At 73.6% G+C, this 23273-nt stretch carries 16 protein-coding genes; 7 read left to right on the forward strand and 9 right to left on the reverse strand.

The genetic code is table 11. The features are described from left to right. Window positions 1–158 precede the first annotated feature (158 nt). The 6 genes from sucD to ABT300_RS27780 form a co-directional block, all read right to left on the reverse strand. A complete protein-coding gene (sucD, locus tag ABT300_RS27755) occupies window positions 159–1046 on the reverse strand; it encodes a succinate--CoA ligase subunit alpha (protein ID WP_351681046.1) in 888 nt (295 codons plus the stop codon). Between the two features lie 21 nt (window positions 1047–1067). Next, window positions 1068–2246 (reverse strand): ADP-forming succinate--CoA ligase subunit beta, encoded by a 1179-nt coding sequence (sucC, locus tag ABT300_RS27760; RefSeq protein WP_319279707.1) that lies wholly within the window; start codon window positions 2244–2246, stop codon window positions 1068–1070. A 510-nt stretch (window positions 2247–2756) separates the two neighbouring features. Then, on the reverse strand, window positions 2757–3380 hold the full coding sequence (locus tag ABT300_RS27765; RefSeq protein WP_351681050.1) for a hypothetical protein: 624 nt from the start codon (window positions 3378–3380) through the stop codon (window positions 2757–2759). Between the two features lie 116 nt (window positions 3381–3496). After that, window positions 3497–4768, reverse strand: coding sequence for a VWA domain-containing protein (locus tag ABT300_RS27770; protein ID WP_502978005.1), 1272 nt, complete (start codon window positions 4766–4768; stop codon window positions 3497–3499). Then, on the reverse strand, window positions 4765–7380 hold the full coding sequence (locus ABT300_RS27775) for a DUF5682 family protein (protein WP_351681053.1): 2616 nt from the start codon (window positions 7378–7380) through the stop codon (window positions 4765–4767). Before ABT300_RS27775 ends, ABT300_RS27770 begins: the two co-directional genes overlap by 4 nt. A gap of 166 nt (window positions 7381–7546) precedes the next feature. Continuing rightward, entirely contained in the window at window positions 7547–8677 is a 1131-nt protein-coding gene (locus ABT300_RS27780) for an ATP-binding protein (RefSeq protein WP_351681055.1), read from the reverse strand. A gap of 156 nt (window positions 8678–8833) precedes the next feature. On the opposite strand from ABT300_RS27780, the gene ABT300_RS27785 reads away from it, so the two are divergent. Both ABT300_RS27785 and ABT300_RS27790 read left to right on the forward strand, forming a co-directional pair. Further along, window positions 8834–10195 carry an SWIM zinc finger family protein gene (locus tag ABT300_RS27785; protein ID WP_351681058.1) on the forward strand — a complete coding sequence of 454 codons (1362 nt, stop codon included), beginning with the start codon at window positions 8834–8836 and terminating at the stop codon, window positions 10193–10195. Window positions 10196–10308: 113 nt separating this feature from the next. Next, the gene (locus ABT300_RS27790) at window positions 10309–11961 is read left to right on the forward strand and encodes a DUF5691 domain-containing protein (protein ID WP_351681060.1); all 1653 of its coding nucleotides are present in this window, start codon (window positions 10309–10311) and stop codon (window positions 11959–11961) included. A gap of 83 nt (window positions 11962–12044) precedes the next feature. On the opposite strand, the gene icmB is transcribed toward ABT300_RS27790, so the two are convergent. Continuing rightward, window positions 12045–12461 (reverse strand): coenzyme B12-dependent isobutyryl CoA mutase small subunit, encoded by a 417-nt coding sequence (gene icmB / locus ABT300_RS27795; RefSeq protein ID WP_057584774.1) that lies wholly within the window; start codon window positions 12459–12461, stop codon window positions 12045–12047. A gap of 522 nt (window positions 12462–12983) precedes the next feature. On the opposite strand from icmB, the gene ABT300_RS27800 reads away from it, so the two are divergent. Continuing rightward, window positions 12984–13922 carry an esterase/lipase family protein gene (locus ABT300_RS27800; protein WP_351681063.1) on the forward strand — a complete coding sequence of 313 codons (939 nt, stop codon included), beginning with the start codon at window positions 12984–12986 and terminating at the stop codon, window positions 13920–13922. A gap of 329 nt (window positions 13923–14251) precedes the next feature. Then, window positions 14252–15817, forward strand: coding sequence for a M23 family metallopeptidase (locus ABT300_RS27805; protein WP_351681066.1), 1566 nt, complete (start codon window positions 14252–14254; stop codon window positions 15815–15817). A gap of 144 nt (window positions 15818–15961) precedes the next feature. On the opposite strand, the gene pcrA is transcribed toward ABT300_RS27805, so the two are convergent. Next, window positions 15962–18484, reverse strand: coding sequence for a DNA helicase PcrA (gene pcrA, locus ABT300_RS27810; RefSeq protein ID WP_351681069.1), 2523 nt, complete (start codon window positions 18482–18484; stop codon window positions 15962–15964). Between the two features lie 443 nt (window positions 18485–18927). Here pcrA and ABT300_RS27815 point away from each other — a divergent pair, with 443 nt between their 5' ends. The 3 genes from ABT300_RS27815 to ABT300_RS27825 all read left to right on the forward strand — a co-directional run bounded on the left by ABT300_RS27815 (window position 18928) and on the right by ABT300_RS27825 (window position 22366). Further along, on the forward strand, window positions 18928–20280 hold the full coding sequence (locus ABT300_RS27815; RefSeq protein ID WP_351681071.1) for a C40 family peptidase: 1353 nt from the start codon (window positions 18928–18930) through the stop codon (window positions 20278–20280). Window positions 20281–20518: 238 nt separating this feature from the next. Continuing rightward, window positions 20519–21244, forward strand: coding sequence for a dienelactone hydrolase family protein (locus ABT300_RS27820; protein WP_351681073.1), 726 nt, complete (start codon window positions 20519–20521; stop codon window positions 21242–21244). A gap of 120 nt (window positions 21245–21364) precedes the next feature. Further along, window positions 21365–22366, forward strand: a complete 1002-nt coding sequence (locus ABT300_RS27825; protein WP_351681076.1) for a tellurite resistance/C4-dicarboxylate transporter family protein — start codon at window positions 21365–21367, stop codon at window positions 22364–22366. On the opposite strand, the gene ABT300_RS27830 is transcribed toward ABT300_RS27825, so the two are convergent. Continuing rightward, window positions 22344–22697, reverse strand: coding sequence for a hypothetical protein (locus ABT300_RS27830; RefSeq protein WP_351681079.1), 354 nt, complete (start codon window positions 22695–22697; stop codon window positions 22344–22346). The genes ABT300_RS27825 and ABT300_RS27830 overlap by 23 nt on opposite strands. Window positions 22698–23273: the final 576 nt, after the last annotated feature.

Here is a 23273-nt window from a genome sequence, read left to right on the forward strand (position 1 = left end):
CCCGCGAGATTTTAACTTTCTGTTCGGATAACGTGTTTTGTTTTTGCGTGAGTGGTGTTCAGACGTGTGATCTTCCGTCTGGCCCGCCGACGTTGGGCCGCCGCGTCCCTGCCGAAGGCTCGGCCGGACGCGTCAGCCGGGTGACGCGGTCGGACGACTCAGCCGGCCGCGAGGATCTCGCGCGCGAGCTTCGCCGTCTCGGTCGGCGTCTTGCCGACCTTGACGCCGGCGGCCTCGAGGGCCTCCTTCTTCGCGGCGGCCGTGCCGGAGGAGCCGGAGACGATGGCGCCGGCGTGGCCCATGGTCTTGCCCTCGGGCGCGGTGAAGCCCGCGACGTAGCCGACGACCGGCTTCTTCACGTTGTCCTTGATGAAGGCCGCGGCCCGCTCCTCGGCGTCGCCGCCGATCTCACCGATCATGACGATCAGGTCGGTGTCGGGGTCGGCCTCGAACGCGGCGAGCGCGTCGATGTGCGTGGTGCCGATGACCGGGTCGCCGCCGATGCCGACCGCGGACGAGAAGCCGATGTCGCGCAGCTCGTACATCATCTGGTACGTCAGCGTGCCGGACTTCGAGACCAGACCGATGCGGCCCGGCTTCGTGATGTCGCCCGGGATGATGCCGGCGTTCGACTGGCCCGGCGTGATGAGACCGGGGCAGTTCGGGCCGATGATCCGGGTCTTGTCGCCCTTGGACACGGCGTACGCGTAGAACGCGGCCGAGTCGTGGACGGCGATGCCCTCGGTGATGACGACCGCGAGCGGGATCTCGGCGTCGATCGCCTCGACGACGGCGGCCTTGGCGAAGGCCGGCGGCACGAAGAGGACGGACACGTTGGCGCCCGTCTTCTCCATCGCCTCGGCGACCGTGCCGAAGACCGGGATCTCGGTGCCGTCGAAGTCGACGGAGGTGCCCGCCTTGCGCGGGTTCACGCCGCCGACGATGTTGGTGCCGTCCGCCAGCATGAGCTTGGTGTGCTTCATGCCCGTGGCACCGGTCATGCCCTGGACGATGACCTTGCTGTCCTTGTTCAGGAAGATAGCCATGGCTGTTCTGTCCCTCTTCCCTTACTTCGCAGCCGCGAGCTCGGCGGCCTTGTCGGCCGCGCCGTCCATGGTGTCCACGCGCTGGACCAGCGGGTGGTTGGCGTCGGAGAGGATCTGACGACCCAGCTCGGCGTTGTTGCCGTCCAGACGGACGACGAGCGGCTTGGTGACTTCCTCGCCGCGGTCCTCCAGGAGCTTCAGCGCCTGGACGATGCCGTTGGCGACCTCGTCGCAGGCGGTGATGCCGCCGAAGACGTTGACGAACACGGACTTGACGTCCGGGTCGCCCAGGATGATCTCCAGGCCGTTCGCCATGACGGCCGCGGACGCGCCGCCGCCGATGTCGAGGAAGTTGGCGGGCTTGACGCCGCCGTGCGCCTCACCGGCGTACGCGACGACGTCCAGGGTGCTCATGACGAGACCCGCGCCGTTGCCGATGATGCCGACCTCGCCGTCGAGCTTGACGTAGTTGAGGTTCTTCTCCTTGGCCGCGGCCTCGAGCGGGTTCGCCGAGTCCTTGTCCTGGAGGGCCTCGTGGTCCGGCTGGCGGAACTCGGCGTTCTCGTCCAGCGAGACCTTGCCGTCGAGGGCGATGACGTCACCGGAGGCGACCTTGGCCAGCGGGTTCACCTCGACGAGAAGGGCGTCCTCCTCGACGAAGGTCTTCCACAGGGTGACGAGGACGTTCTCGACCTTGTCGGCGACCTCGGCCGGGAAGTTCGCGGCCTCGACGATCTGGCGGGCGACCTCGGGGGTCACGCCGACGTTGGCGTCGATCGGCGTCTTGGCGACGGCCTCGGGGCGGGTCTCCGCCACCTCCTCGATCTCCATGCCGCCCTCGACGGACGCGATGGAGAGGAAGGTGCGGTTCGCACGGTCCAGGAGGAAGGAGACGTAGTACTCCTCCAGGATCTCCGGGGCCGTCTCGGCGATCATCACCTTGTGGACCGTGTGGCCCTTGATGTCCATGCCGAGGATGTCCGTCGCACGGGCGACGGCCTCGTCCGGGGTCGCCGCCAGCTTGACGCCGCCGGCCTTGCCGCGGCCACCGACCTTCACCTGGGCCTTGACGACGGACTTGCCACCGAGACGCTCGGTGGCTGCGCGGGCCGCCTCAGGCGTGTCGATGACTTCACCGGCCAGCACCGGTACATCGTGCTTGGCGAAGAGGTCCCTCGCCTGGTACTCGAACAGGTCCACGCGCTTCCGTCCCTATCAGTGATCTCGCGGTTCGTTGTCTGCGTGGGCGTGCCGCGAGGGCAACGTGACGTCCGCTTCGTCTGTCAGTCACAAGGGAGGCGCACACGGTGTCCGAGCGCGCGGCATGTCCGTCTCGCAGGTTATCGCTGCTTGCAGGAGGCCCCTAAATCGAGGGTCACACCTGAGCGGTGATACCTGTCACATGATGCCGAGATCACTGGCACCCCGTGCCGGATGTGAGATGGGGAGGAAGGACCTCACCGGGTTGGGGTAGACCCGGTGAGGCCCCCTGAACAGCCCCTCAGGGGCTCGGGGCCGGTGGTCCCCACCCCAATGGGAACCACCCGCCCCCATCCGTGAGGCCCCGGACGAACCGGCCGACGGCTTTCGGCCGTCCGTGGTCCGTCGCCTCACGAAGTCATGGGATCCGAGCTGCGGAGCGAGCGAGTCCCCCGGGGGCCGGAGCTCCGCGGGCGGAACCTCCGGAGGTGGGCCGCAGGCTGCCGGGACTCAGCCGGGGAAGACGGGGACGTCCCGGCGACCGTCCCGCGTCCCGGCGGCGTCGCCGCGCGGGGCGGGGCCGGACGCCTGCCACAGCGGCGTGCGGTGCTGCGACGGCAGGACGGCGTGCACGCCGTCGGCGGCGGACACACCGTCGGCGGCGGAACCCGGTCCCTGCCCGTCCGCCTCCACCGCCCCAGCGGCCGCCCGCGTGGGCTGCGCGGGGTGGGTGGGGTGCTCGGGGTGGGTGTGGTGCGCGGGGTGGGTGTCGGGCTCGGGGTGGGTGTGGTGCGTGTGGGGCTTCGGGAGGGACGCAGGCGCCGGGAGGGCGGGCACGGCCCGGACGGGGCGGAACGCGGGGACGTCGCGACCACGGGGGCGTGCGGCGAGGTCCGGCACGACGGACGGACCGGGCGGCGACGAGAGGGCTCGCGACCCGGCCCGCGCGGGCGGCACGCCGTCCGCCGCTTGCGCCTGCTCCCCGCCGAGGAGTCCGAGCGCGAACAATCCGCCCACCAGCAGCGCGAGGTGCAGTGCGCGCCGCGCCTGCCCCGAGCGCGCGGCCCGCGGAGCGGCAGCGGCAGCGGCAGCGGCAGCGGCAGCGGCAGCGGGCGGAACGGCGGACGAGGCCAAGAGGGGACGTTCCTCCCGTGGGCGGCGGCAACGTGTCCCGAATCCTTGCACGCGGGTCCCGCCGTCGCGCAAGCCCCTGTTACCGATGGGTAATCCTGCCGTTGCCGTCCCTCCGCTCACCCCCCGTCCGGTACCGGCAGCGCCCGTTTCTCCAGGGCCGCGGCCATGACCTCCGGGAACAGATCGGGCGTGCAGGCGAACGCCGGCGCCCCCAGCGCGGCGAGCGCTGCCGCGTGCTCCCGGTCGTAGGCCGGCGCTCCCTCGTCGGACAGGGCGAGCAACGCGACGAACTGCACGCCCGACGCCTTCATCGCCGCGACCCGTTTGAGCATCTCGTGGCGTATGCCTCCCTCGTACAGGTCGCTGACGAGCACCACCACCGTCTCGGCGGGCCGGGTGATCTGCGACTGGCAGTAGGCCAGCGCCCGGTTGATGTCCGTGCCGCCGCCGAGCCGGGTGCCGAACATGACGTCCACGGGGTCGTCGAGCCGGTCGGTGAGGTCGGCGACCGCCGTGTCGAAGACGACGAGCCGGGTGCTGAGCGACCGCATCGACGCCAGCACCGCCCCGAACACCGACGCGTACACCACCGACGACGCCATCGAACCCGACTGGTCGATGCAGAGGATCACCTCCTTGCGCAGCGACTGCGAGGCCCTGCCGTACCCGACGAGGCGCTCCGGTACGACCGTCCCGTACTCGGGCTGGTAGTGCTTGAGGTTGGCGGCGATCGTGCGGTTCCAGTCGATGTCGCGGTGGCGCGGGCGGTGCAGCCGCGCGCCTCGGTCGAGCGCGCCGGTGAGGGCGGCCCGGGTGCGGGCGGCGAACCGCTTCTCGAGGTCCTCGACGACCTTGCGGACGACGGCACGCGCCGTCTCCTTCGTGGTCTCCGGCATCGCCTGGTGGAGGGAGAGCAGGGTGCCGACGAGATGCACGTCGGCCTCGACCGCCTCCAGCATCTCCGGCTCCAGAAGGAGGGCGGACAGTCCGAGCCGGTCGACGGCGTCGCGCTGCATGACCTGCACCACAGAGGACGGGAAGTACGTCCTGATGTCCCCGAGCCAGCGCGCCACGGACGGCGCCGAGGCCCCCAGCCCTCCCGAACGCTCCCGCCCCGTGCGCGGACCCTCCGGCGCTCCGTAGAGCGCGGCGAGCGCCCCGTCCATGGCGGCGTCCCGGCCGGACAGGCCGTGGCCCGTGCCGTCGGCCGCGTCGCCCCCGAGCACCAGCCGCCAGCGCCTCAGCCGCTCCTGCCCGGCGTCCGCCCCCGTCGCCCTGTCCGTGTCGCTCCGGCCCGCGTCGCTCCCGTCCGTGCCTCTCGCCGCCATGGCGTCCGCCTCCGTGCCCCTCGCCTCCGTGACGCGCGTCCTCGGACCGGTCGTCGTCATGCGCCCACCTCCGAGTACTCGGCGTCCCCCGACCCACGTGCCGTGCCGGCGCCGCCGGCTTCGCCCGCACCCTCCGACTCGTCTGCGCTCTCCCTCTCCTCCGGCTCCTCCGGCTCCTCCGGCTCGTCCTTCTCGTCCTTCTCGCCGCCCGTCTCCTCCGTCCCGCCCGGGTCCAGCCCGAGCAGCAGACGCACCACCGGCAGGACGGCGTCCGCGCGCCGCGCGTCGAGGGCTGCCGCGAATCCGGGCGTCGTGGCCTCGGCGCCCGGCCCGCCCGACCGCTCCCCCGGACCGCGCCGCACCAGCTCGCCGAGCGTTCTGCGCACCCCCGGCTCGTACGCCGAGAACGTGCGCCGCAGCAGCGGCAGTACGTCCGTGAACGCCTCCGCCGTCACCGTCGTCAGCCACCCGTCGACCAGGGCGAGCAGCCGTTCGTCGTGCACGAGGAGCAGCCCGCCCCCGGCGCCTCCGCCGACGAAGCCCTCGATCCAGGCGGCCGCGTCGCCCGGCGGCGTCCCCGGCGAGAGGGCGAGCCCCATGAGCCGCGCCGCCGCCTCCGGATCCAGCTCGCCGTCGTCCAGCAGCAGCCGTGCGGCACGCCCCCGGATGACGCCGGGCACACTGTCCCGCCCGGCCAACGTCCGCAGCACCGCACGCCAGCGGACGCGCCGGCCCGTGCCGGAGGCCTCCCCCTCGTCCGCCGCGCCGACGTCGTCGAGCATCGCCACCGCACCGTGCACCGCGTCGACATGACGCCGCATCGAGTCCGCCGCGTCCGGGTCCAGCGAGACACAGGCCGGCGGCAGACCCACGAAGATCCGCTCGGCGAGGCCCGCGGCGACCTCCGTGAGCGCGCCGGCGTCGGTGCCGCGCACGTCCCCGTAGCGCAGGGCGCGGACCAGGGCGGGCAGCGCCTCCGCGAGATGCCCGACATCCGCGTCGAGGGCCGCCCGGTCGGCGAGGACCCGCATGACGGTCGGCAGCGCGTCCGGCAGACCGGCCAGGAGACAGTGCTCGGCCAGCGCCGTCACCTCGGCGAGGCCGTGCGCGGCGACGGCGTCCGCCGCCGCCTTCGCGCTGGCGGAGGCCGTCACCGTCGTCCCCCACACGCCGGCCTCGGCGACCCGCACCGACAGCTCCGGCTCCCACCGCAGCCGCCAGGTCTCCCGGAACGTCCCCGTGCTGCCGCGTGAGGCAGCCGGCTCGCCCCATGCGACGTGCAGCAGACGCAGCCGGTGCAGCAGTCTGCTGCGCTCGGCGTCGTTCTCCTTGCGCAGGTCGAGCGCCAACTCCCGCTCCGCCGCCTCCGGTCTGAGCCGCAGTCGTCGCTGCTGCCGGTCCAGGTCGCGCTGCAGCGGCACCGCGGGCGCGCCCGCCGGCACCTCGCCGAGCACGTCCCCGATCACCAGCCGGTCTTGCACGAGCGCCAGCGGGACGTCCGAGCCTTCGCACAGCACCGCCCGCGCGGCGTCGGCGGTCTCGCTCAGTCCCGGCAGCGGCCGGCCGCGCAACGCGGCGAGCGCCTCGGCCAGCCGGACCGCCTCGATGACATGCGCCGGGGACACGAAGTGGTCCTCCTCGCGCAGCAGAGCCGCCGCCTTCGTGAGCCAGCGTTCGACGGGCCGGTCGGGCGCGCCGAACAGGTGGGCGTACCAGCCCGGCGCGTCGATGCCCGCGCCGTACCCGCCGGCCCGGGCGAGCCGGCGGTGCGTCCACGGCACCCAGGTCAGATCGGCCCGGACCTTGGGCAGCCCCTTGAGCAGCGCCCGGTCGGCGGCGACGGCGACCTTGCGGCGCAGCGCGGGCACATGCCACGCCCCGCAGACCACGGCCACCCTTTCCGGCCCGAACTCCCGCTGCGCGGACCGCAGGTGGCCGCGCATACAGGCCTCGCGCACGAGATCCCGGTCGGCTCCGCTCGGGCCCGGCCCGGTGTCGTCGGCCTCGCGCAGCGCCTCCATGGCCTCCTCGATCGCGGCGAACGGCGCGAACGGGTCCCGCGCCCCCGCGGTCCGGTGCTCGACGACGTCCTCCCACCAGCGCTCGGCGTCGTCGTGCCCCGCGGCCTCGGCCAGCACGGCGAGAGGATCACCCCGCAGCCGCGCGCGGCTCCCCTCCGCCCCCGCACGCCCCTCTGTCCTCTCTGCCCCCTCTCCCCTGTCGTCCCCCGTTCCCCCGTCGCTCCCCTCCTCGTCCCGTCGCCCGTCCCGCTCCTCTTCCTTCGTCCGCGGTGTGCTCTCCCAGGCCAGCGAGTGCGCGGCCGGGAGGTCGATGAAGCGGACGGGGACTGCGTGGTCCAGCGCCCAGCGCAGCGCGACCCACTCCGGCGAGAACTCGGCCATCGGCCAGAAGGACGATCGGCCGGGTTCGTCGACGGCGTGTGCGAGCAGGGCGACCGGCGGCCGCATGTCCTCGTCGGCGGCGAGCGGGATCAGCGCATCGGCCTCGGACGGTCCCTCTATCAGGACGGCCAGGGGCCGGGCGGCCTCCAGGGCCGCCCGCACCGCCCGCGCCGACCCCGGCCCGTGGTGACGCACCCCGAGCAGCAACGGCCGTCCCGCGGCCCGGCCGCCGGCCCCGTCGACGTCGGCCGTGCCGTGGTCACCCTTCACCTGCGGGGCCACTTCGTGTCGTCGTTCACCGTCACCCTCTCCCTCCCCGTTGCGTGCGCGAGCGACCAGGTCATCTCGTTGACGTGGTTTTCGCGGCTCCGGTTGCCCCGGCCGCTCCCCTCGGTCCTCCTCCTGGTGGCGCCGGACCTGCTCCCGTGGTCCCCGCTCACGCGCTCACCTCCCGGCAGGCGCGGTAGAAGTCGGTCCAGCCGACGCGTTCCCGCACGACCGCCTCCAGGTACTCCTGCCAGACGACCCGGTCGGCCGCCGGATCACGGACGACCGCGCCGAGGATGCCCGCGGCCACGTCCCCCGGCCGCAGCACGCCGTCACCGAAGTGCGCGGCCAGCGCCAGACCGCTCGTCACGACGGAGATGGCCTCCGCGGTGGACAGCGTGCCGCTCGGCGACTTCACCCTCGTCCGGCCGTCGGAGGTGACGCCGTCGCGCAGCTCGCGGAACACCGTCACCACCCGGCGGATCTCGTCCATGCCCTCCGGCGCGGCCGGCAGGTCCAGCGAGCGGCCGATCTGGTCGACGCGCCGCGCGACGATGTCCACCTCGGCCTCGACGCTCTCGGGCAGCGGCAGCACCACCGTGTTGAAGCGTCGGCGCAGCGCGCTGGACAGTTCGTTGACGCCGCGGTCGCGGTCGTTGGCCGTGGCGATGAGGTTGAAGCCCCGGACGGCCTGCACCTCCTGCCCCAACTCGGGTATCGGCAGCGTCTTCTCGGAGAGGACGGTGATCAGCGTGTCCTGCACGTCGGCCGGTATACGGGTCAGCTCCTCCACCCGGACCGTCGCCCCCTCCGCCATGGCCCGCATGACGGGACTGGGCACCAGCGCCTCCCGGCTCGGCCCGTGCGCGAGCAGCTGCGCGTAGTTCCAGCCGTAGCGCATCGCCTCCTCCGGGGTGCCCGCGGTGCCCTGCACGAGCAGCGTCGAGTCGCCGCTGACCGCGGCGGCGAGGTGCTCGGAGACCCATGTCTTCGCGGTTCCCGGGACGCCGAGCAGCAGCAGGGCGCGGTCGGTGGCGAGGGTGGTGACGGCTACTTCGACGAGGCGGCGCGGCCCCACGTACTTGGGCGAGATCACCGTGCCGTCGGGCAGGACGCCGCCGAGGAGATACGTGGCCACGGCCCACGGCGACAGATTCCAGCGGGCCGGACGCGGCCGGTCGTCCTGCGCGGCCAGCGCGGCGAGTTCGCCCGCGAAGGCCTCCTCGGCATGCGGGCGCAACGCATCGGCCGGCCTGTTCGCACGCGGTTCGACGGACGTCGGATCTACGGACACAGACATGGCTGAGGCCCCCTCCATCTCGGCCGGTTCGGATCTGGTGTCCACCGTGCACCACGGCACTGACAATGCGATCCGACCTGCGCAAACGCCGTCCCGGACGGATGCGTCCGAGGCTCGGCGGGCCGATTGTCAGTGGGAGGATCTACCGTCGGTGGCATGACTGAGCAGGGGGTGCGCTGGACCGCGGACCAGGTGCTGGCACTGGCGCCTGACTCCGCGTCACGCAAAGCGGGAAGCAAACTCGCCGCGCCCGCCCCGTGGTCGGGGACGGGCAGCTCGCGGGAGGGCATGGTGTGGGGCCTGTGCCGCGGCGGCGCCGGCAGCCCGTACCGGACGGCCGTCGACGTCGCGCACGCGGTCGGCGGCTCGGGTCCGGCGTACACGTGCAGTTGTCCGAGCCGCAAGTTCCCGTGCAAGCACGCCCTCGGGCTGCTGCTGCTCTGGTCGGGCGGAGAGGACGCGGTGCCGACGGGGCGGGAGCCGGAGTGGGCCGAGCAGTGGGTCGCGGCGCGCCGGCGCACGCGGGAGAAACGGCCGCCGGGAGCGGAGGGTTCCGCGTCGGGTCCCGTCGACGCGGAAGGGGCGCGGCGGCGGGCGGAGCGGCGCGCCGAGCGCGTCACGGGCGGGGTGACGGAGCTCGAGGAGCGGCTCGCCGATCTCCTGCGCTCCGGCCTGGCCGGCGCCGAACAGGCCGGTTACGGGCTGTGGGAGGAGACGGCGGCCCGCATGGTCGACGCGCAGGCGCCCGGACTGGCGGCTCGGGTACGGGAGTTGGGAGCCATTCCCGCGTCCGGTCCGGGCTGGCCCGTGCGGCTGCTGGAGGAGTGCGCGCTGCTGCACCTCCTCGACCGGGGCTGGCTGCACCGCGAGCGGCTGCCGGCGGACCTCGCGGCGACGGTACGCAGTCGCGTCGGCCTGCCCGCGTCCGCGGACGGCCCGCCGGTCCGCGACCAGTGGCTGGTGCTCGCCCAGTACGACACGCCCGACCCGAAACTGACGACCCGCCGGATCTGGCTGTACGGGACCGCCACGGGCCGAACAGCGCTCGTCCTCTCCTACGGAGCCGCCGGCCGCGCTCCCGAGCTCATGCTGCCCGTGGGGCTCGCACTGGACGCCGAGCTGTCCGCGTATCCCGGCGCGCGACAGCAACGGGCGGCTCTGGGCGAGCAGTTCGCACCGGCTGCCCCGACCGGCGCCAGACCTCCGGGCGTGTCCACCCGCGAGGCGGCCGCCCGCTACGGCGAGGCCCTGCGCCGCGACCCCTGGCAGGAGTCGATCCCGGTGACCCTGACCGACGTCGTCCCGACGCCGGACGGCGACGCGTGGCAACTGGCGGACGCGCACGGCGGCACGGCTCTGCCGCTCACCTCCACCGCGCTCGCCCGTCCCGGTCTGTGGCGTCTGGCGGCCCTCTCCGGCGGCGCGCCCGTCCGGGTCTTCGGAGAGTGCGGCCACCGTGGCTTCACGCCGCTGACGGCCTGGCCGGCCGGCCCGGGAGAGGCGGTGCAGCTGTGCTGAACACCTCGTCGGCAGCGCTGACCGAGCCGGTGGGCGCAGAGCCGACAGCCTCGGCAGGGTCGGCAGCCTCGGCAGGGTCGGCAGCCTCGGCAGCCTCGGCAGAAGGGAGTCCCGTGAACACGCCCGCATTCCCGCCCCCGCCCCCGACCCCGCCCCCGTCCCCGGCCTGGGACGAGCTGATCACCGCGGCCCTTCTCGGCACGGACCGCCGCACACCCCCGGGAGCGGCCCCGGGCCGGGACGCGCCGACGGCCTTGCTGGACGCGGCGGCCGCGCAGACCGTACGCCGGCGCGCCGGCCTGCGCCCCGGCCGTGCGGCGCCCCGCCCGGAACCGGCCGCCGAGGACGACCGCCCGCCGCTGCCCGGCGCGGCGGCCCGCAGACTCGCCCTGCTCCTGGCCGGCCGACCCGGCCCCGGCGCGGGCGGCCGCCGAGGCGCCTCGCCGGACCTCATGGAGCTGCTGCCCCAGTGGCTGGCGGCGGTCAACGCGCGCGGATTCGCCGCACCGACCGAATCCCTCCCCGCGCTGCTCGACGCGGCACGCGCGCGTACCGACCTGCGGCCCGCGGCTCTGGAGTTCGCGGGTCCGCGCGCCCTGTGGCTGGCCCGGCTGAACCCGGACTGGCGGTTCGCCCTGCGTGCGGCGCCGGGCCGCGGCGCGGCGCCGCACGCGGGCCCGGCGGCCGAGCCCGCCGGACGCCTCTGGCAGGAGGGCCTCTTCGCCGAGCGGGTCGCCCTGCTCGCGTCCCTGCGCTCCCGCGACCCCGACGCGGCCCGGGAACTGCTCGCGGCCACCTGGTCGACGGAGCGCGCCGAGGACCGGCTGATGTTCCTCGACTCGCTGCGCACCGGGCTCGCCCCGCGCGACGAGCCGTTCCTGGAACAGGCGCTGGCGGACCGCAGCCGCAATGTGCGGGCCACGGCCGCGGAGCTGCTCTCGGCGCTGCCGGGGTCGGCGCTCGCCGCGCGGATGGCGGTCCGGGCCGGCACGTGCGTGGCCGTCGACCACACCCGGGACACGCCGACCCTCCTCGTGGAGGCGCCGCACGAGTGTGACGCGGCCATGGAACGCGACGGCGTGTCGCCGCACGCCCCGCCCGGCCGGGGCGAACGGTCCTGGTGGCTCGGCCAGTTGCTGGAGGCGGCCCCGCTCACCGCCTGGCCGGCCCGGCTGGGCGGCCGCACACCGCAGCAGATCGTGGCGCTTCCGGTGGCCGACGACTGGATGAGCGAACTGCACGCGGCCTGGTGCCGTGCCGCCGTCCGCCAGCGGGACGCCGACTGGTCACGGGCGCTGCTCGGCGCGCCGTCGTCGCCCGGCGCGGGCGGACCGGGCGCGGTGTCCCTCGCCGAGCGGGCGAAGCTGCTGGGCACGCTGCCGCCGTCCGAGCGGGCGGCCTGGGTGGCCGGGTTCATCGCGGCGCACGGTCTGTCGGAGGCGTTCCAGCTGCTCGGCGTCTGCTCCGTGCCGTGGGCCGCGCCGCTCGGCCGCGCCGTCGTCGACGCGCTCAACATCGCGCGGGACGCGGGCAGTTACCCGTGGAGTTTCAGCGGCGTCATGGGGCTCGCCGAGCGCTGTCTCGACCCCGCGGAAGCGTCCCGGCTCGACGCCCTCCTGGCGGTGCCGGACGAACCGGAGGACGCGTCTCCGGGCGCGGGCGGCTACTGGGCGGAGGCGTTCCAGCGGCTGGGCAGAACACTTCGGCTGCGGGCGCTGATGGCGGAGGAACTGGGACCGCCGGCTCCCGGCGGCAGGGACGACTGAGCGGCCCGCGCCTGCGCGGGCCCGTCCCCGTCAGGCTCGCTCCCGCGAAGGCTTGCACCCGCGAGGGCTCGCTCCCGACGGGCTCACGCCTGCGCGGACTGCCGGACGTTGGCGCGGACCCACTCCACGATGGACGCGGTGGTCGCCCCGGGGGTGAAGATCCCGGCGACGCCCTTCTCCTTCAGCGGCGCGATGTCCGCCTCGGGGATGATCCCGCCGCCGAAGACCAGGATGTCCGCCGCGTCCCGCTCCTTCAGCAGCTCGATCACCGCGGCGAAGAGCGTGTTGTGCGCCCCGGACAGGATGGACAGACCGATCGCGTCGGCGTCCTCCTGGATCGCGGTGTCGACGATCTGCTCGGGCGTCTGGTGGAGCCCCGTGTAGATGACCTCCATGCCGGCGTCGCGCAGCGCCCGCGCGATCACCTTGGCCCCGCGATCGTGGCCGTCGAGCCCCGGCTTGGCGACCACCACGCGGATCGGACCGGCTGCCACACCCATCACTGCCTCCATGAAGCGACTCCGTCCGTCCTCGAGCGACTGTGTCCATCCTCGAGGCCACGGACACCCCGTGCCACACCGCCCGGGGGAAGTGAACGAACGTTATCGCCAGCATCCCGCAACCGGCAGTTTCGCGGTGCTGACCGAGGGGGAAATCACACGGAGGGACACGTTCACCGCGCACCGTTCGCACCCTGTCCCAGGGGGTTCGAGGCGCAGAGGGAGCCGCTTCGAGGTCGCCGTCCGTCGGGTCGCAGCCCGCGCTGCGTGGCGGTGCGGCGCATCGACAGGCACGATGGTCATGTAGAGCAGGTAAGGCACGACAGCGGGGAGCCTGTCGCCACACCGGCAGGGATCCTCGTCACGTCGACGGTGCAACGTCGCACAACGGCGTACGCACCCCGAGCCACGGGCCGCATCCGCTCCACACCCCGCCGTGCCCGATCGACCTCCTCGACAGCGACTTCCACGAGGGCACACGGGGGACAGAGAAGTCCTCAGCGTGCCGACAGGAGGTCGGCCATGAAGGTCACCCGGGCACTGCAGCCCTTTCTACCGTTGTGCCAGCGTCTGCTCCCCGACATGCCGGCCCTGCCGGGCATCCCGGGACTGCCGGACCTCACGAGTCTGCCGAGCCGACTGGCCGGCCTGTCCCTGACCCTGCTCAAGGCGACCGCCCTGGACCTCGCGATCCTCGCGGGGCATCTGCTCCTCTACCCGTCGGGCATCGCACAGGAGCGCCGCGGCCCGGTGCGCCCCGCGCTGCCCGCGGGGTCCGCCGCCGGGGATCCGGCCCGGCTGCCCACGCAGGCGCCGCCGCCGGTGGTGCTGCTGCACGGGTTCATCGACAACCGCTCCGTGTTCGTCCTGCTGCGCCGCAGCCTCGCGCAGCACGGCAGGCATCGCGTGGAGTCGCTCAACTACTCGCCGCTGACCTGTGACATACGGACGGCGGCCGAGCTGCTCGGCCGCCACATAGAGGAGATCTGCGAGCGCACCGGCAGCGTGCAGGTCGATGTCGTCGGGCACAGCCTGGGCGGCCTGATCGCGCGCTACTACGTCCAACGGCTGGGCGGTGACGTCCGCGTCCGCACGCTGGTCACGCTGGGCACCCCGCACTCGGGCACCCGGGTGGCGCCGCTGGCGAACGCGCACCCGATAGTGCGGCAGATGCGCCCGGGCTCGGCGGTGATCGAGGAGCTCTCCCGGCCCGCGCCGGGGTGCCGCACCCGGTTCGTCAGCTTCTGGAGCGACCTGGACCACCTCATGGACCCGCTGGAGTCCGCCTGCGTGGACCACCCCGACCTGTCGGTGCAGAACGTCCGGGTGACGGGGATCGGTCATCTCGCCCTGCCCGTGCACCCCGCCGTCGCGACCGGCATACGGCAGGCCCTCGACACGCCCGCCTCACAGGAGCCCGCCGGCTCCGGCGCCCGGCGGACCGGCGTCACGGTGGCCTGACAGCGCCCCGCTACCGCCCCACTACCGTCCGGAGACAGCTCGCCGACGAGAGCACACCGCCGCCCAACAGCCGTTTCTCGTGCCGTGCCACAGCCATGCCCGATGACGCCCGACGACCCCTTGCCGCCCGGACGACCCCGCCGCCACCCGTTCGCCATCGAACGGCATTCGAACGTAGGGCCAAGCCCGCGCCCGTCGTCCCCCGAAACAGAGCCGAATGCCCCTTTCCTTCGGGCACGAAACCTGCAGAACATTGTCGTGCCCGCGTACTGCCGGGTACAGTCGCCGCACTGCTCTGGCAGCCCCTGTCGTCGGCGAAAGAGAAGTTGGTGAATGACCGTCACCCGTCGGGAATCATGACCTCCCCGGCCCCGGCTTCCGACGCCGCTTCGGCGCACTACGCGTCGTACGCCACCCAGGAAGCCTCGTACGACGACTTCACCGCCTATGAGGGCTACGAGACCGGCGGCTACGACGCCGGCACGCACGCCACCGGCCACTTCACGACCGCCGAGCACGCGCTCAGCGGGTTCGCGGGCGACGGCGCCGACCACGCGACCGGCACGTACGACGGCACTCAGTGGCACCACACCGGCGTCCACGGGTCCGCGGACACGGGCAGCCATCAGACGATGGACACGGGCGCCCACCAGAACCTGCACTACGACGGGTACGCGGCCCAGCACCACGCCGTCCACGACTCCGGCGCGTACGACGCGACCGCCTGGCAGACGGGACAGCACCAGCATCTGTCCGCGGTCCCGCAGCAGGCGACGGCGCACGACGCCACCGGCCACTGGGACACGAGCGCATGGCTCCAGCCGGACCAGCCCGGCGGCCCCGCCGACGCGACCCAGCAGTGGGAATGGGGCACGCAGAGCTTCGACACCGGCGCGTACGACGCCACGCAGTGGAACTCCGGCGGCGAGCCGTCCGACGTCTCCGCGCAGACCGCGGACGACTTCGAGCAGCAGGCCGAGGTCCCGTTCGACCAGCTGGCCACCGCCACCTTCGAGCAGGTCGCGTACGACGCCGACGGCCCCGAAGCGAGCGGCCCCGAAGGCGAGCCGGCGGACGGCGCCCCGCTCGGGCTCCTCGACGAGGAGGAGGAGTCGGCCCCCGCGCCGCTCGGCCGGGCCGCCGCCCGCAACGCGAACCGTTCCCGGCGCCGGATGCCCGCCAAGCGCTCCGCGCTGCTGACGGTGGCGGTGCCCTCGGTCTGCGTGATGGGGGTCGCCGGCATCGCCGCCGCCTCGATCGGCACGCTGACCGGCGGCGACGGCAAGGAGACCACGACGTCCGCCTCGGACGCCCAGCCGGTGAAGCCCTCCGCCGCCAACACCAAGCTGGACAACCAGCTCGCGACGCTCAGCGCCGGAGCCGACGACTTCGGCGACCGGGTCAGCCGCACGCAGGAACGCATCGACCTCAAGGCGCAGCAGGAGGCCGAGAAGAAGAAGGCGGCGGCGGAGGCGGCCCGCAAGGAGCGGCTGCGCCCCAAGTACGCCCTCCCGGTCGCGCAGCACGGCCTCAGCGCCTACTTCGGCCAGGCCGGCATCAACTGGATGTCGCAGCACACGGGCATCGACTTCCCGGTCTCGTACGGCACGACGGTGATGGCCGCGACCGACGGCACCGTGCGCACCCAGTGGAACAGCGCCTACGGCAACATGCTGATCCTGACGGCGAAGGACGGCACGGAGACCTGGTACTGCCACCTCTCCACCTACCGCGTCCCCTCCGGCACGACGGTGAAGGCCGGCGACCCGATCGCCTATTCGGGCAACTCCGGCAACTCCACCGGCCCGCACCTGCACTTCGAGGTCCGGCCGGCCGGCGGCTCGGCGATCGACCCGCTGCCGTGGCTGCGCAGCCACGGACTCAACCCGACGTAAGCGCGCTCCGCGCTCTCCCGGCCCCGCCTTCCGGCGGGAGAACCCGCCTCGTCGCCGACCGCGTCCGCGCCGACGGCCGCTGAGCCCCCGCCGCCGAAGCGGGGGCTCACCCGTGTGCCGGGCGGCGGCCGCCCGGCACACGGCTCAGAGCTTCTCGACCGGCGCGTACCGCAGCAGCAGCCGCTTCGGCTTGGTGTCGCCGAAGTCGACGGTGGCCTCCGCGTTGGAGCCGGTGCCCTTCACCCCGACGACCGTGCCGAGCCCGAACTGGTCGTGCGTGACCCGGTCGCCGACGGCCAGCGCGACCACGGGCTTCTCCCCCGCCGTGCGACGCGTCGCGAATCCGGACGCGCCCGCCGCCGAGGAACGCGAGCGGGACGAGGCCAGCGACGCCGCCACCCCGGACACCGCGCCGGACGACGCGGGCGAGACCGCCCCCGTCCGCTTCCAGTCCACATGCGTCGGCGGGATCTCCTCCAGGAACCGGGAGGGCGGGTTGTACGACGGCTGCCCCCAGGCGCTGCGCAGCGACGACCGGGTGAGGTACAGCCGCTCCCGCGCGCGCGTGATGCCCACGTACGCGAGCCGGCGCTCCTCCTCCAGCTCCTTGGTCTGGCCGAGGGCGCGCATGTGCGGGAAGACGCCGTCCTCCATGCCCGTCAGGAAGACGACCGGGAACTCGAGGCCCTTGGCGGTGTGCAGGGTCATCAGGGTGATGACGCCCGAGCCGTCCTCCTCCTCGTCGGGGATCTGGTCGGAGTCGGCGACCAGCGCGACCCGCTCCAGGAAGTCGGAGAGCCCGGCCGGTGCGGCGCCCTCGCCCTCGCCGGTCTCCTGCTCGAACTCCAGGGCCACGGCGGCGAGTTCCTGAAGGTTCTCGATGCGGGTCTCGTCCTGGGGGTCGGTGGACGCCTGCAACTCGGCGAGGTAGCCGGTGCGTTCGAGCACCGCCTCCAGGACGGTCGCCGGACCGGCGCCCGACTCGACGATCGTGCGCAGCTCCTCCATGAGCACGTTGAACCGCTTCACGGCGTTCGTCGACCGCGCGGCCATGCCGTAGGCCTCGTCGACCCGCTTCAGGGCCTGCGGAAAGCTGATCTTCTCGCGCTGGGAGAGGGCGTCGATCATCGCCTCGGCCCGGTCGCCGATGCCCCGCTTCGGCACGTTGAGGATGCGGCGCAGCGGCACCGAGTCCTCCGGGTTGGCCAGCACGCGCAGATAGGCCAGGACGTCCCGGACCTCCTTGCGCTCGTAGAAGCGGACCCCGCCGACGACCTTGTAGGGCAGGCCGACCCGGATGAAGATCTCCTCGAAGACACGGGACTGGGCGTTGGTGCGGTAGAAGACCGCGACATCGCCGGCCTTCGCGTCGCCCGCGTCCGTGAGGCGGTCTATCTCGTCGGCGACGAACTGCGCCTCGTCGTGCTCGGTGTCGGCGACGTAGCCCGTGATGCGCGCGCCCGCGCCCGCGTTGGTCCACAGGTTCTTGGGCCGGCGCGACTCGTTGCGCTCGATGACCGCGTTGGCGGCGGACAGGATCGTCTGCGTCGAGCGGTAGTTCTGCTCGAGCAGGATCGTCGTCGCGCTCGGGTAGTCCTCCTCGAACTGGAGGATGTTGCGGATGGTGGCACCGCGGAAGGCGTAGATCGACTGGTCGGCGTCACCGACGACGCACAGCTCGGCGGGGGGCACGTCGTGGTCGCTCGGCGGGACGTCGACGGGGTGTTCCGACGTGCCGACCAGCTCCCTGACCAGGGCGTACTGGGCGTGGTTGGTGTCCTGGTACTCGTCGACCAGGACGTGGCGGAAGCGGCGGCGGTAGTGCTCGGCGACGTCGGGGAAGGCGCGCAGCAGGTTGACCGTCGTCATGATCAGGTCGTCGAAGTCGAGGGCGTTCGCCTCGCGCAGCCGCGACTGGTACATCGCGTAGGCCTGGGCGAGGGTCTTCTCGAACCCTCCCCCAGACCCGATGGCCTGGGAGGCGCCCCCAGCCGCCTGGGCCGCGAAGTCCTCCTCGTCGATCAGCTCGTTCTTCAGGTTGCTGATCTTGGCGCTGAAGGACTTGGGCGGGTAGCGCTTGGGGTCGAGGTCCAGGTCGCGGCAGACCAGGGCCATCAGGCGCTTGGAGTCGGCGGCGTCGTAGATCGAGAACGACGACGTGAAGCCGAGCTTCTTGCTCTCCCGGCGCAGGATGCGCACGCACGCGCTGTGGAACGTCATGACCCACATCGCGTTCGCGCGCGGGCCGACGAGCTGCTCGACGCGCTCCTTCATCTCGCCCGCGGCCTTGTTGGTGAAGGTGATCGCGAGGATCTGCCCCGGGTGCACATGCCGCTCGGCGAGGAGGTGGGCGATGCGATGGGTGAGCACGCGCGTCTTGCCCGAGCCGGCGCCGGCCACGATGAGCAGCGGGGCGCCGGCGTGCACGACCGCCGCACGCTGGTTGTCGTTCAGCCCTTCCAGGAGCGCCGCCGCGTCGAGAGCCGGGCGGGGGGCGCCATCGCGGTAGTACGCGTCCCGGTCCGGGGGCACGTCGAACTTCCCGCCGAACAGATCGTCCGGGACCGGCTCCGGTCCGTGCTCGTCCTCGGGCGGCGGGGGCTCCTCCTCGTGGGCACGGGGGCCCTTGAGGTCCGCCAGGAAGCTGTCGTCAAAGAGGCTGCTCATCGCTCTCCGAGTTTAGGGGGCGCCACCGACAACCGGCCGCCGTCCCGGAAACTCGCCCCGCACTCACCCTCCGGCCCCCCGCGGTCACCAACCGCGACCGATCCGGCCGGGGGGCGAGATCACGCCCTCGGGTCACGAAAATGTATCGGGCATATCACCCATCAACCTTCACACGGGCCACACGCGTTGGCTACCGTGCGGACAGGCCGTACGACCCCCCGCCGGCGACCCCCGCCGGACCGAGCGGCCTCCGCCGAGTCCGAGGCGCCCGCTCGCGCCGCGTGGATCCGGGAACCTGCCGAGACCTGGGGACGGGCCCGAATCCGTCGGAAGAGGACCGCAGGGCGGCCCTCCGCCCACCCGAACGCCTCCCCCAGTGCCCCGGACCCCTCAGGGACCCACCGCCGACCGGCAGGCGGGGCTTTTGGAAGGAGTCGCCTCCCTTGGCGTCGCAGCACGGCAGGCCACGCCCCGCGGGTTCGCGGGTGGCGGGCATACGTCCCCCCGCCCTCGCCACCGCGGCCCTCACGTCCGTGGCCCTGCTCTCCCAGTCGGCGAACGCCGCCGCGTCGGCCGACGACCGGCCGAGCCTGGAGGAGGTCGAGAAGAAGGTCGACGACCTCTACCGCCGGGCGGAGTCGGCCACCGAGAAGTCCAGCTCCGCCACGGAGAAGACGACCAAGCAGCGCACGCGCGTGGAGGGTTTCCTCGACGCCGTCGCCCCCCAGCGCTCCCGCAGGACCGACGAGGCGCGTACGGAATCCCGCGCACAGGCCGCGGCGCAGAGCCGCACCGGCGCCTCCGCGCGCGACACCGCCTCCGCGCCCGACACCGCGGCCTTCGTCCGCCCGGAGACCCCGCAGGACGCCGCCCTGAACCGGCTGAAGGACCGGCTGGCGGACCGGCTGACGGACCGTCGGCAGGGCGCGCCCGACGAGCGCGTCGCCGAGCGGCCGGCTTCGACGAAGAGAGGCCAGAAGCGCGCCGAGAGCACCGCGGCGCTCACCGACCCGCAGCACGGCCTGCGGATCGCCAAGGCCGCCGTCCAGAAGAAGCTCGTGCACGCGCGCGAGCTGCTGTCCGGGCTGGAGGCGCAGGAGCAGGCGCGCCTCGCGGCGATCGAGAAGCAGCAGCAGGAGGAGGCCGCGCGCGCGGCGGCGGAGCTCGCGCGGCAGCAGGCAGCGGCCCAGCAGGCAGCACAGCAGACCGCGCAGCCGACCGCCCGGCAGGAGAGCGCCGGCGTGCCTTCGGACACGCAACCGTCGGGCCCCCAGGCCGCGGTCCCGGCCGCGACATCGGCGACGTCGGCGCCATCGTCATCGTCATCGTCGGCAGGCCCGGCGTCCCCGGCCGCAGCCTCGTCGGGCCCGGTGTCCCCGGCCGCGGGGTCGACCGGTTCGGCGTCCTCGTCAGGCCCCGCCGCGGACGCGTCGTACGCCGCCAGGGCAGAGAAGGCCGTCGCCTTCGCCCGCGCGCAGATCGGGAAGCCCTACGTGTGGGGCGCGACCGGACCCGGCTCCTACGACTGCGCCGGCCTCACGCAGGCCGCCTGGAAGGCCGCCGGTGTCACCCTGCCCCGCAGCACCCGCGCCCAGGCGGACGCCGGCGTCACGGTCCCCCTCGCCGACGCCCAGCCCGGCGACCTCGTCTTCCGTTACGACGACCTCAGCCACGTCGGCGTCTACATCGGCCACGGCATGATGATCCACTCGCCGAAGCCCGGCGCCTACGTGCGCGAGGAGTCGGTCCACCACGACGGCGGGTCCGGCGTCCACGGCGTGGTCCGCCCGGCCTGAGGCCGCCGGCCGGGCCGGGGGAGCACGGCGGCGCGGCCCGGCGCCGACCGCCGGTCCCGCACGGAAATCCCGTTGGCGGACCGAGGCCGCCCCTGCTAATTTCCCCGAGGCCGTGCGAGAGAACGAGGAGGTGGTACCCGTGAACGCTGTATCGACATGGGTGCTCCCCTCCGGGGTCACGGTCGGGCGATAGGTCGTCCGGGAGCGCCGTTCCAGCGCATTCCCGAAAGGCACGACCATGCGATTCACTTCCGAACAGCGCCTCGACGACGGCGTACTCAAGCGCGAATTCACCCTCGGCGAGATCCCCGGCGCCCTGTGGACGCCCGGGTCCGCCGCACCGGTCCCGCTGATTCTGATGGCCCACAACAACGGCCTGCCCAAGGCGGACCCCCGGCTGGTGGCCCGGGCCCGCTACACCGCGGCGCGCGGCTACGCGGTGGCCTCCATCGACGCCGCCGGGTGCGGTGACCGGCCCCGGTCCGCCGCCGACGAGCGGGCCCGCGCCGACCTCCGGCGGGCGATGCAGGCGGGTGAGCCGGTCGACGAGATCTTCGAGGCCCTCATCGGCCCGCTGGTCGAGAAGGCGGTCCCGGAATGGCAGGCGACTCTGGACGCCCTCCTCGAGCTGCCCGGGATCGCCGGTCCGGTCGGGTACTCGGGCGGGTGGACCGCTCTCGGCATCCGGCTGGTGGTGGTCGAACCGCGCGTCGCGGCCGCCGGGTTCTTCGCCGGGGGGTATGTGCCCCGCGCCCAGCGCGAGGAGGCCCGGCAGGTCACCGTTCCGCTGTTGTTCCTGCTGCAGTGGGACGACGAGGGGAACCCCCGGCAGCGCGCCCTGGACCTGTTCGACGCCTTCGGCAGCAAGGAGAAGACGCTGCACGCCAACCTCGGCGGGCACACCGGCACCCCGGCCTTCGAGCTGGAGGACGGATGCCGGTTCCTGGACCGGCACCTGAAGTGACGCCGGGCCGTCGGACGGGCTGCGGTCGGTAGGCGGGGGCATGGCGCACCCGCGCGTTTTCGCGGGTACGCGCGCGTGGCCCGCTCACCGCGCGCGGGTGCGCTCCCTAGCATCGGCCGCATGCCCGGCTTCTCCCCGCCCGCCTCGTCCTCCCCGCGCTCCCGGTTCCACGACTGGTGGTCGCGCCGCCGACCGGCGTCCGGGGCCGCCGTCATGGCGACCGGCATCGTGTCCGTCGGTCTGCATCTGGCCGGGCACGAGGCGCTGTCCCGCGTCTGGCTGGCGATGGCGGTCCTCGCCTGGGTCGCGCTCGCCGCGGACTTCGCCGTCCGGCTGGCGCGCGAGCGCGAGCGGTGGCTGGCCGACGCGGGCACCCCCGGGGCGCTGACCGCCGTCGCGGCGACGTCCGTGCTCGGCACACAGGTCTTCGCGCGCGGCCGGCAGACCCTCGCCGAGGCGCTGCTGGCGCTGGCCGCGGCCCTGTGGCCGGTGCTGCTCGTGACGGTCGCGCGGCGGTGGACGCGGAGCATGCCCGGCGCGGTGTTCCTGGGCTGCGTGGCGACCCAGAGCCTCGCCGTGCTCGGCGCGGTCCTGGCGAAGGCCGAGGCGGCGGCCTGGCTCGCGCACACCGCGCTCGTGCTGTTCTGGCTCGGTCTCCTGCTGTACGTCGTCGCCCTGTGCCTCTTCGACTTCCGGCAGCCGGCCGAGGGCGCGGGTGACCAGTGGGTGGCGGGAGGGGCGCTCGCCGTCTCCGCGCTGGCGGGCGCGAAGCTCCTCATGGCCGACGACGGTGGGCTGTACCTGTGGAACGCCGACGACACCGACGTCCTGCGCGGGCTGACCGTCGCGCTGCTGGTGCTCGACTACGCCTGGTACGCCGTCCTGCTCGTCGCCGAGGTGCGGTGGCCGCGGCCGCACTACGACGAGCGCCGGTGGGCGACCGTGTTCCCCATGGGCATGACCGCGGCGGCGACGCTGTCCGTGGCTGCCGCCGTCGACCTCCCCTCGCTGGAGGGGCCGGGCGAGGCGCTGCTGTGGGTGGCCGTGGCGGCGTGGCTGGTCGTCGCCGCGGCAGCGGTGGGCTCGGCGCGGGCCGGCGTCAGGTCCAGAGCACCGCGATGAAGACGTTCGCCACGGTGAGCAGGCCCACCAGGGCGAACAGGGGCTTCTCCACCTTCTCGTCGTCGCGCTTCACATAGACGAGCCCGAGGATCACGATCAGCAGGGCCAGCTTCACGCCGATCTTGACGTTGTTGACGCTGTGATCGTCCGCCTGGTTGAGGCCGACCAGGATCACGCCCGTGACCAGCATCGTCGCCGCGCCGTGGAGCATGGCGGGGACGAAGCGGGCCGTGCCCCGGCCCATCGCCTTCAGCTGCGTGAGGAAGCCGCCGAGCAGCGCGGCGATGCCGATGACGTGCAGGCCGACGAAGAGGTGGATGAGTACGTCCATGAGGCCGGATGCTAATCAGCCCCGCACAGGACGCCCGACGCCGCCCCCGGGGCTTCTCGCCCCCCGGCTCCCGCCCTCTGCCCCTCTGCCCCTCTGGCCCTCGCCCCCGGCCCTCGGCCCTTGCCGCTTCGACCTTGCATATATGCGCATAGCACCCCGTCGTCCTCGCCGATCCCGGAATCCCGTCTTCGGTCAGCGCGCCGCGCGAACCCGCCGTATCTGGCCGGGCGGGCAGGACACTTACGGTCACCCGGCAGTCCGCTCGTGTCACTTCCGCACATCGCGTTACCCAAACGTCATCACCGGCCTACCGTCCTTCCCCAGGTGACCGGCTCCCCACCGCCGCCCGGGCCAGGGGCGGCAGTCGGCCACCACCGCCGAGGAAGTCCGGCGGCGTGCCCGCTCCCCGTGCGGAGCGCCGCCGGACGCGTCAGCCGCGGCCCGGGCCGTCCGTCCGCTCCCCCGACGGTCCGGGGACCGCCTGACACGGGTCCCGCCGGGGTGTTGACTGTGTGCACTCTAGTGACGGTCCGTCACCGGTGAGTTGGAGAAGTCCCTTGCGGGGCAGTCCGGTTG

The sequence above is a fragment of the Streptomyces sp. NPDC001027 genome (genome assembly GCF_040299045.1).
GTDB lineage: Bacteria > Actinomycetota > Actinomycetes > Streptomycetales > Streptomycetaceae > Streptomyces.

Excerpts from the sequence above, each read along its gene's own strand:
- sucD (WP_351681046.1), bottom strand. The coding sequence starts at position 1,046 with ATGGCTATCTTCCTGAACAAGGACAGCAAGGTCATCGTCCAGGGCATG.
- ABT300_RS27770 (WP_502978005.1), bottom strand. The coding sequence starts at position 4,768 with ATGACGACGACCGGTCCGAGGACGCGCGTCACGGAGGCGAGGGGCACG.
- ABT300_RS27780 (WP_351681055.1), bottom strand. The coding sequence starts at position 8,677 with ATGTCTGTGTCCGTAGATCCGACGTCCGTCGAACCGCGTGCGAACAGG.
- ABT300_RS27785 (WP_351681058.1), top strand. The coding sequence starts at position 8,834 with ATGACTGAGCAGGGGGTGCGCTGGACCGCGGACCAGGTGCTGGCACTG.
- icmB (WP_057584774.1), bottom strand. The coding sequence starts at position 12,461 with ATGGGTGTGGCAGCCGGTCCGATCCGCGTGGTGGTCGCCAAGCCGGGG.
- ABT300_RS27800 (WP_351681063.1), top strand. The coding sequence starts at position 12,984 with ATGAAGGTCACCCGGGCACTGCAGCCCTTTCTACCGTTGTGCCAGCGT.
- pcrA (WP_351681069.1), bottom strand. The coding sequence starts at position 18,484 with ATGAGCAGCCTCTTTGACGACAGCTTCCTGGCGGACCTCAAGGGCCCC.
- ABT300_RS27820 (WP_351681073.1), top strand. The coding sequence starts at position 20,519 with ATGCGATTCACTTCCGAACAGCGCCTCGACGACGGCGTACTCAAGCGC.
- ABT300_RS27825 (WP_351681076.1), top strand. The coding sequence starts at position 21,365 with ATGCCCGGCTTCTCCCCGCCCGCCTCGTCCTCCCCGCGCTCCCGGTTC.
- ABT300_RS27830 (WP_351681079.1), bottom strand. The coding sequence starts at position 22,697 with ATGGACGTACTCATCCACCTCTTCGTCGGCCTGCACGTCATCGGCATC.